The sequence below is a fragment of the Sporosarcina koreensis genome (genome assembly GCF_042655825.1).
GTDB lineage: Bacteria > Bacillota > Bacilli > Bacillales_A > Planococcaceae > Sporosarcina > Sporosarcina koreensis.
This window is the reverse complement of sequence record NZ_JBHSNP010000027.1, coordinates 314,133-320,692: the sequence shown is the minus strand read 5'-3', so window position 1 is coordinate 320,692 and position 6,560 is coordinate 314,133. Positions and strand designations below refer to the sequence as shown.

Annotated in this window: 6 protein-coding genes; 3 read left to right on the top strand and 3 right to left on the bottom strand. The window is 36.2% G+C overall.

Annotated features, from left to right (window positions below; all coding sequences use genetic code 11):
• From ACFPTP_RS14160 to ACFPTP_RS14150, 3 genes are all read left to right on the top strand, one after another.
• Nucleotides 1-331 (top strand): TasA family protein (locus ACFPTP_RS14160; RefSeq protein WP_381446059.1); only part of this gene is annotated, 331 nt, incomplete at its 5' end.
• A 773-nt stretch (nt 332-1,104) separates the two neighbouring features.
• Nucleotides 1,105-2,547: a TcaA NTF2-like domain-containing protein gene (locus ACFPTP_RS14155; RefSeq protein WP_381446057.1), complete on the top strand. Its 1,443-nt coding sequence runs from the start codon at nt 1,105-1,107 to the stop codon at nt 2,545-2,547.
• 17 nt (nt 2,548-2,564) lie between these two features.
• Nucleotides 2,565-3,314 carry a hypothetical protein gene (locus ACFPTP_RS14150; protein WP_381446055.1) on the top strand — a complete coding sequence of 250 codons (750 nt, stop codon included), beginning with the start codon at nt 2,565-2,567 and terminating at the stop codon, nt 3,312-3,314.
• Nucleotides 3,315-3,479: 165 nt separating this feature from the next.
• Here the strand turns inward: ACFPTP_RS14150 and ACFPTP_RS14145 are convergent, their stop codons facing one another.
• The 3 genes from ACFPTP_RS14145 to ACFPTP_RS14135 form a co-directional block, all read right to left on the bottom strand.
• Nucleotides 3,480-4,115 carry a hypothetical protein gene (locus tag ACFPTP_RS14145; RefSeq protein ID WP_381446053.1) on the bottom strand — a complete coding sequence of 212 codons (636 nt, stop codon included), beginning with the start codon at nt 4,113-4,115 and terminating at the stop codon, nt 3,480-3,482.
• A gap of 745 nt (nt 4,116-4,860) precedes the next feature.
• Entirely contained in the window at nt 4,861-5,589 is a 729-nt protein-coding gene (locus ACFPTP_RS14140; protein ID WP_381446051.1) for a GIY-YIG nuclease family protein, read from the bottom strand.
• Nucleotides 5,590-5,965: 376 nt separating this feature from the next.
• A complete protein-coding gene (locus ACFPTP_RS14135; RefSeq protein WP_381446049.1) occupies nt 5,966-6,550 on the bottom strand; it encodes a hypothetical protein in 585 nt (194 codons plus the stop codon).
• Between the last annotated feature and the right edge of the window lie 10 nt (nt 6,551-6,560).

The following is a 6,560-nucleotide window of genomic DNA, read 5'->3' as shown; positions in this document are numbered from 1 at the left end:
TGGCGGAAACAACGGTGGCGGAAACAACGGTGGCGGAAACAACGGTGGCGGAAACAACGGTGGCGGAAACAACGGTGGCGGAAACAACGGTGGCGGAAACAACGGAAATAATAATAGTGTCATTGCGAGCATGACTTTGTACGAATTGAAATCAATGAGCCCCAATGCAATTAAACTACTTACTGGTGGCATACTAGCCGGGGGATCTAAAGACTTTACCGTCGAATTTGAATTCGTTGACAATGGTGAAAACCAAAATGAATTACAAGGTGCATCCTTGGAGCTAAAATGGGTATTTGAAGCGAAACAGACTGCTGGATCTTCTAAATAATATATACTTTGGAGAAGAACCCATCTCCACCCTCATTTATTGGGTTGAGGTATCTGTGTGAAGCGACTAAGCTAATTCATAATAGGTACCAGGCACTCGAACGATCTGGAATATTACATCCGGGCTGTAACGGTGCCTGGGCAACAAATAATTCAGTTTATTAACTATAATTGTAGAAGGAGAAGTCAGCCTAAATGGCTGACTTTTCTTTGTATATTCATGTGTGTAGGTGAATTGTCATAAATGTGTGTAGCACAGACACCCCTAATCCGTTTATGCAGGAATTTCGGAATTTATGCGTATTTCGTGAGATTTCTGAGCGGATTTCGAAAATTATGCGGTAGAATCAAGAATTATGTGCGTTTGGAACAATTTATGCTGGATTGTGGCATTGGGGAGAGGTATCTGGACGCGATTGAAAGAAAAACGGGTTTAAATCACAAGGGCTGTTCAGAAAAGCAGTGAACACTGAGCTTCTAAATGTTTGCTGCACAGGCACCGAAACAATTCAGTTTATTAACTACAACTGTACAGTAGAGAAATGGGAAGTCAGTCATATTGGTAAAAGGCTGACTTTTTGTTGTATATTCACTCTTCAAATTGAATTGTCATAACTGTACCGTACACAGGTACCATCCTTATTTAATGTAATAACTTTAGTTAAATTGAACTAAAACAAACCATTGACAAACAAGTAAATATACCCATTCTATTTTTCTGTAACTCCATCCTGTATACTATTATTGAAATTATTATGGAAAGGAGTTGGAAGTATGAAGTTTTGTAAGAACTGCGGACAGCAAAGTAATGAAGGGGCTGCATTTTGTACGAATTGCGGAGTGACTTTTCAAGCGGAAGCGGACACAAAGCCGGAAAGACAAACGCAATCGGTTTCGGAGGCACCTTCTATAGAAGAAAACTCTTCACAAACTATTAAAGCTGAAACAAAGCCAGCACCGCCGCCGGTTCCTCGTAAGCCGATGGGCAAAATGCAGAAGGCTCTTTTATCATTTATAGGAATTTTCGTACTGGCCTGCATTATTGCCCACTTGGTCGTTTCCAATCTGTACGACCCTGTCAAGAAGATTGAGGCGATGAACACTGCATACAACGACAAGGATAAAGAAGCATTTTTCAATGCTTTTCATTTTAATGAGGGGACGGTTGCAAACGCAAAAGACTTCTATGCGACAGTCAATGAATACGGATGGACGCGACTGCGTAACAATCTCTCCGAAGAAATCGGGAAAATTAAAAACAAGGAACATATGGACATCATTTATAATGACGAAGGCGAATTTATTTCCATACATAAGAAACCGATTTTCTTTGGCTTGTATAATGACATACAGTTCAATGTAATCCCTATTGAAGTGAAGGTGTGGGCCCCGTACGAAAATATGACATTCCGTTTCGGCGACAAAGAAGTCGTCAGCAAGGAGAAGGATGAGGAGATTGTGATCGGTAATTTCATCCCCGGCACTTATGAATGGTCGTACGCGTACGATGGAATCATGCCTTTATCCGGTAAAGGAACCTACTCACCGTATTATAATTCCGAGAACATCGCTTTCATCAACGTAGACTGGGATTTCACGAGTATCACTATCGATTCCGATTTAGCTGACGCGATTGTCTATGTCGGTGGAAAGTCCACGGGCAAGAAGGTGAGCGAATTGGAATCCCTTTATCCGGCGCAGGTGAATCCGGCAATCGAGGTATTTGCGATGGCGAAGGATAAGGATGGCAATGAAGTGAAATCGGAAGTCATTGCATTGGATGATGAATATATCTATCTGCCTTTTGAATATTTCCGGCAAGAACAAAGGTTAGCCGAACAAGAACAGGAAATCCGTGATACCTATAAAAGATTCCGTTCTGATTATGAAACTGCTATTTACTATGCAAATTTCAATTATATAGAAGACTATTTCAAGGACGGCAGTAAAATAAAGAAAGATTATGCGAAATTCGTTACGGATCATCATGAAATTGCTGGCTATTATTATGAATTCATCCTAAATGATATTACTGATTTCAAGGTGATTTCAGATAACGAATTCGAACTTCAGACATTCGAGACATTTAATTTCTCTTCTGAAGCAGACGGTAATCTTCATTATGAACGGAAAAAGAAATATAGCTTCTCCTATATCGACGATGAAATCTACATTGACGAAATAGTAGATTTGGATACGAAAAAGACAAAAAAATAATGTAAGGAGTGTCAGGAATGAAAACTTGTTCAACATGTGGACATGTGCAGAATGACGGGAATTTCTGCGGAAAATGTGGAGGGAAGCTTGCATCACAGGTAGAGGGACAGACAGCAGCTGCACGCCAACCAGAGCAACCTGTTCAACAAAATAGTGAGCAACTAGAGAAAATCAAAGAACAATCAAAAATGTATCTCGGTTATTTCGTTAAGCAACTAAAATCCCCATCTGGCCAATCAGACATGAAAAACAGCCTGATTAGCATAGCATTATACATCTTGCTAACAGTCATTGCGGTTTACACGTTACTTAAAAATGTATTGAGCAACTCATGGGTTGGTTACATGGGACCGTCATTTTTCCAGATTCTCATCTATGCAACGATTTTCTTTGTTGTCTTAATTGGAATCAGCGCGACAGCGGTCTTTCTCACATCGAAGTTATTCTCGGAAGACGTGAAGTATACGGAGGTAATCAATAAATTCGGGGGCTACTATGTAATCCCGATCATTCTTACGGCCTTTGGAATTGTGTTGTCTCTAATAAAGTCATATACAATCGCCGGAATGAGCATATACATTGGATTGATCATTGCATTCGGGTTGATTCCTGTATTTGTGATGATCAGGCAGCTTAGCTTGAAATCGAAAGGGATCGACAGCTTTTATGCTTATCTGTTTTATTTACTGCTCAATGTAATCTTCGGCGTTATCATCGGGCTATTCATCGCAGACTCCGCGATTGGTGAAATGATTGATTACTTCTAAACCGGTGCCTGTGCAGCATGCTATTCAGTTTATTCAATGCAATTGTATATTGTTTAATGGAAAAGTCAGCTATTCAAAAGAGTAGCTGACTTTTCTTTGGGTTTTTATAACCAGAAATCATTAGTCATAAATGTTTGCTGCACAGGCAGTGTACTTATCTCTTGCTTATAGACTATCGTTTACTTGCATAATAGTTTCAATTAAATTGTTAATCGTTTGAGTCTTAATTTTTTCAGGAGCAGATTCACCAGTAGGATTAAACCATGTAAATTTTTTAGTGGATTCATCATACGTAAATTCGTTGTCGATCAAGTATTGTTTTAATGAATCAGGCATTTCGCTTGTTCCTGTTACTTGTTCCCAATAAGGTGTTGTATAGACATACAGCTCCACGTCATCAAGGCTGGATGAAATCACTAACATATCTGTTGGTGTTTTAATTATCCAAGTACCTTTAGAATTGATTCCAAGTTGCAGACCTTCTACTGAAGAAATGCCATCAAGATTCACTCCAAAGATCTGATTGATTAAAACTCGGTGTTCAGAGCCAGTTAAGGCATAGTCATGAGCTTTAAGATAGGCATCCATAACTTTTACTTTTGGCAATTTCATGATTTCCGCATCAGTCAGTTTTTTAGAATCACGAAGGGTTTTCATAATAGCAGGGTCATAACTATTTAACTTGTTTCCGTAATTGTGTAAAGAAACGTAGTCTAAATCAATGTCAAATACAGCAAGAACAGCTTTCCGAACTTCATTGCCTTTTACTTTTTCGCTAAACGATTTAAGGTATGTATCCATTATGTCTATTTTTCTCATAGTTTTAATTGGGCTCTCCGTTTCAGTAGAGTATTTATCAACGCCTAAACTTACATGAACTGATTAGATCACTTTTTTTGGATATTTCGTTGGTTGCTTGGTTATTTGCATGAATATATGCTGTTGTTCAATATGAAAATGGATAATCACTTGCATTTCCCCCTCGTTTCTAGTGCTTAAGATTGCTCCACGATGCGATATTAGAACTATATTAAGATTATCATAATTTAAATAAAAATGGATTGCTACTTGTGAATTTATAAAAATAAAGAGGCGACATCAAAGTTCTTCAATTGTGCTTACTATTTCTTGTTACAAATAGGGCTTGCCCACTTATAAGCTCTTAATAATGGTTGTCCTTTTGGTTAAATATTTCAATTGGTAATCGGTATTGTATGCAATAGATTAGGAACTAAAATATATAAATCTAAAATTAGATTTGGTTGTATTTTGGGATGGTTGGCTTGTTGGTTAGGAGAAGTTTGGGGCATGATATAAGCATACTAAATCAGATGAAGAAAACAAAGTGCTTTTCTTCATCTGTTTTTGTTTAGTGCTAAATCGATAAGTATAGAAACACATGAATTTTCAATTTCATCTGCTTGGTTGAACTTGTATTTGTACTTCTATCTGAAATCCTTAACTAAGGAAGTTTCGAGCGCTTATGCTAAATGAAGTTTATCATCGACAGAAATTTCCTGGCTTTAATCGTACTAAATGGTAATTACTAATAACTTATTGTTTTTCTAATCGATTCTGGGTATTGTTGTCCTTTTATCCAAACCCAATCTTCTTCTTTTAGATGGAAAAACTCACTTTCTTCATCTGGATTGTACTTATTTATGAACTTTTTATTTGAAAAATATTTATGAAACGAACTTTCAGTCATCTTAGGGGAATTTGTTCTTATTAAATGAATTACTCTTACATCATAAGAAGTGTTTACCCCTCCGAAAACTTCCATTGCACGCTTGAAAGGATCTCTTCCAGTAGATCCTATTTTTGTAGTTCCATCTGGAGTCTTAATAAAGTAAACATATCCAAGCCCATTTTTCTGTAAAATTTGTTGGTATGAAGGGTAAATCTCTTTTCTATGACGACTTGATTTTAACATCTCGTTCATTTTTTCAATCATATCTTTTGTTAATACTAACGTCCGGTCTTGCTGTAGTTGGTACCAACGGTTAAAATTAGCTGCTTCTTGATCAATAACGCTTGGACTATTCATTATGGGAATTGAATTAGTTTGTGTTGATTTTCGTGCCGGAGTTGTTAAGTATTGTAGGCAAAGGAATAATATAAATATAAGGACTATACAAAAACTAATTGGTAGGAAGTATGGAGAAATCCATGTAATGATATTAGATAAAAATTCAAGTAGCCAGTTCCAAACCCCTAAGAGTATTGCTTGTATTATTTTGTATACAATGAAAGATATAAGAATGAAAAGAACCAAATTCTCTAATGCTTTAATATTATGTGTCCCCCCTATAGTATTTTATTCACATCAATTCACGGATATGAACTATAAAAATACAATTACAAATGTATGGGGTAGAAATATACGGAATATGAAAGAGATATTATTAGGAGATATAGTATCTTTCTTTAGTAATTTGGATATTTTTGGATGAATCGAAGGGGTTTAATGTTCAAGGTATTGGGAGTATTATAACACCCCATCCTTTAGGTGGGGGATACTGCGTGTCAAAGAATACGAAGCAGCTGTTGCCTTGCGCTTGAGAAGGTCTTGAACGCGAAGTTGATTTGACGTATAAATAACACAAAAAGTTAGTAAAATAAATTTTATGATAAGCTAATGGGTTTGTTATTTATACTGGAATTAGGAGTTTTTCCACATATTCTTTCATAATATTTTCCAATTGACCAAGTGCTATTATTATTTCCTCTTTTTCTTTGGCTTGTAACTCTAATAAATTTTCATTTAAGCTTTCATAAAAAGCCTGGTATTTTTTCATGACGTCATTGTAAATCTTTTCTTTATCGTAAACTAGTTTTATTTTGTGAGCAAAGTCTTCAATGTATGTTTTTTGTTTTTCCAGTTCCATTTGTTTGAATTGAGTATCTACCTTTTCAATATCCTCTTTGATTTTTTCTATTTGATAATTGAATAGGCTCCATTTCTTTTGAATCTCTTTTATTGTTGATTGTAATTCTTTGTCAAATTCAAGGCTCATATCCTTTTTTGGCCTTTTTGGAGTTTTAATCTGTACAGTAGTATCCGGCTCGATTTCAGTCCCGGGCTCACATTTAACCAGTATGAAATTATCGATAGAAAGACATTGATGAAATCCTATATTTGCAAGTTGATATGCATCATTGAACATTACTTTTGCTTCTTCAAATTCTTTCGAAGGAATTTTATTAGTAGCATTTATCGGTCTGAAATTTTGCAAACCTTATCCT

What these genes read in the sequence shown, in the direction of transcription:
- ACFPTP_RS14155 (WP_381446057.1), top strand. Translation starts at nt 1,105, where the DNA reads ATGAAGTTTTGTAAGAACTGCGGACAGCAAAGTAATGAAGGGGCTGCA.
- ACFPTP_RS14150 (WP_381446055.1), top strand. Translation starts at nt 2,565, where the DNA reads ATGAAAACTTGTTCAACATGTGGACATGTGCAGAATGACGGGAATTTC.
- ACFPTP_RS14145 (WP_381446053.1), bottom strand. Translation starts at nt 4,115, where the DNA reads ATGGATACATACCTTAAATCGTTTAGCGAAAAAGTAAAAGGCAATGAA.